The sequence below is a fragment of the Thermogemmatispora sp. genome (assembly GCF_019683635.1).
Taxonomy (GTDB): domain Bacteria; phylum Chloroflexota; class Ktedonobacteria; order Ktedonobacterales; family Ktedonobacteraceae; genus Thermogemmatispora.
This window is the reverse complement of the sequence record NZ_JADGIA010000346.1, coordinates 1-2,547: the sequence shown is the minus strand read 5'-3', so window position 1 is coordinate 2,547 and position 2,547 is coordinate 1. Positions and strand designations below refer to the sequence as shown.

The following is a 2,547-nucleotide window of genomic DNA, read 5'->3' as shown; positions in this document are numbered from 1 at the left end:
CGTCTCATCATGGCCGGAACCAGGATTGTGAAGCTGTGGCAGGTCAGCCTCTGATCCCCCCACTCATGCGCATACGCGAGGGACGCCCGCCGGACAGACGCGGAAAGCTCCCACGCGCGATCTGCTTCCTCTTGCGCTCAGCCGTCTGAAAGATGCTTTCAGTATCCTCTAGCGGATCGACTCCTCTACCACGCTGTAGCTCAAACTGGCGTCGCACCAGGTTGACGAACTTTCAGTATCCTCTAGCGGATCGACTCCTCTGCCACCAAGATTCCTGTTGAAGATCTCCGGCTTCTCGATGAACTTTCAGTATCCTCTAGCGGATCGACTCCTCTGCCACGAACAACGAGGGAAGTCCCAAACGTGGTTATCCCGTCTTTCAGTATCCTCTAGCGGATCGACTCCTCTGCCACTCGGCAAGCGCCACTGCGGTGGCCACCACCGCGCGCGCCTTTCAGTATCCTCTAGCGGATCGACTCCTCTGCCACTCTGGCGGGCTTGATAGCAGACCCTGCGGACAGCGGCACTTTCAGTATCCTCTAGCGGATCGACTCCTCTGCCACTCTCCTATGGCACTTTACATACTGAGGGGGAGAGTCTTTCAGTATCCTCTAGCGGATCGACTCCTCTGCCACTCAACCACTGCCTTGCTGACCAGAGCCGGTCAGCGACTTTCAGTATCCTCTAGCGGATCGACTCCTCTGCCACGAACATGAGCAATCGTTATCCACTCGGCTTTGGGTCTTTCAGTATCCTCTAGCGGATCGACTCCTCTGCCACCGCAGCCAGCGAAACAGGGTCGGGGATACTTCTTACATATCTTATAACGATCGAGGCCCCGTTTTTGGCAGCTCAGCGCCGCGTTTTCTTCTGCCCCCACCCCCCAAAATCTATCGCATCACGACCTTTCTCGAAACTCGTTTTTTGCAAGCCACAAGGGGCGAGTTTCGAGAAAGCAAAAGCATATTTTCAATAGCAAAAGGAGCAAAAGATGTGCGCTCCCAGGGAAATGCGGTCAGATTCTGACCGCATTTCCGAGGTGTGCCCGGAGAGTTTCCAATCAGCCCCTCAAAAGGGCCTTTCTACACCACCCCTGATCTTCCCCCACTCCGCTCCCCCAGTCACAACGAAGGCGGGAACAGCAGAGAGCCAGGCCATCCGCTCTCATCTGTCCCCGCCCAGCCAGTCCGGTCCGATCCAGTCCAGTCCAGCCATCAATGGCAAACAGCATCAGAGGTGCATCCACCGTATCCCCCTTGACTTGACACCGGGCCTCTCGTCTCAGCTACAGCGGCGGCTCCCCATCGTAAATCAGCGCATCCTGCATACGCCGCGCCTGCACTATAAAGGAATGGGCATCCAGCTCCACATCATCGTAGGTCAGCGTCTGACCGCGCGCCACCGGACGGCGCACCCGCGCCCGCGCCGTCAGCCCCAATGGCAGCAGGCGCTGCGCCCGCGCCACCTCGACCCGCTCAATATTGCCATAGAGAGACGTTCCACCCAACCCCTCCAACACCTCACCCTCCTGCAGATCGCGCTTCGCCACCGCCGTCGTCTCCGCCACAGGCGGCCCCGCTGGCGCCAGCGTCGCCTGTCGATACAACACCGCCTGAGCAATCGAACGCGGCGTCTCCAGATTGGCCAGATGATATGGACGATAGAGCGCCCAGTATGGTCCCTCCCCCAGGCGCAAATAGCGCAAATCCTCAATCACCTTCGGCTGCTGAGTCGTAATCACCAGAAAGACCCCCGGCGCCACACTTCCCAGCGCATAATCAACCACTCCCCGCCGTCCCAGAATACCCCCATCCTCGCGCGGACAAAAAACCTGCGCCAGCGTCTCCGGCGTCGCCTGCGGCCCATGCATCCCACTGACATCCGGCACCAACCCCGTCGCATTGGCCACCGCCGTCATCTCCACCATCGTCTTCGTCCCATCGACAAACGACGTCAGCATATGCGGACTCATATGCCGGCTCCGCGCCTGCTCAGCCAACTGCTCCGGCGTCGCACTGCGGTCCAGCGGATTATTTTTCCCCTTACCAGCCGCTACAATTTCAAAGCCGAGCGAGCGCGCAAAATCATACAACTCCAGGATCGCCCCCGGCTCATCGCCCGCCGAGGTCGTATAGACCACGCCTGCCGCATCGGCCATACGCTTCAGCAAATAACCGATCGTAGCATCGGTCTCCACATTGAGCATGATGATGTGACGGCGCGCCAGAATCGTCCGATAGGCCACCAGCGCGCCCACCGCAGGCACGCCCGTGGCCTCCACCACGGCATCCAACGAGGCAATATCGGGGACCAACGTCGCCCGCGCCGTCACCACCCGCTTGCCAGCCCGCACCGCCTCATCGGCCTCACGGCTGCTGGCCCCCGGCGGCAAGAGCAGCACCTCCTCCTCACTATAGCCACAGGCGCGGAAGGCAGCCACAGCTCGCTCCGTCTCAATATCGGCAGCCGCCACTACCTCCATGCCCTGCATCTGACTGACCTGGGCAATCAGACCCGCCCCCATCTGACCCAGTCTCATATACACAT

At 60.0% G+C, this 2,547-nt stretch carries 1 protein-coding gene and 1 CRISPR repeat array; the gene reads right to left on the bottom strand.

Features of this window, described 5'->3' with window-relative positions; translation table 11 throughout:
• Positions 1–155 precede the first annotated feature (155 nt).
• Positions 156–780: a CRISPR direct-repeat array (repeat unit 37 nt; unit sequence CTTTCAGTATCCTCTAGCGGATCGACTCCTCTGCCAC).
• A gap of 505 nt (positions 781–1,285) precedes the next feature.
• Positions 1,286–2,547 (bottom strand): hypothetical protein (locus IRZ31_RS21140; RefSeq protein WP_297157706.1); only part of this gene is annotated, 1,262 nt, incomplete at its 5' end.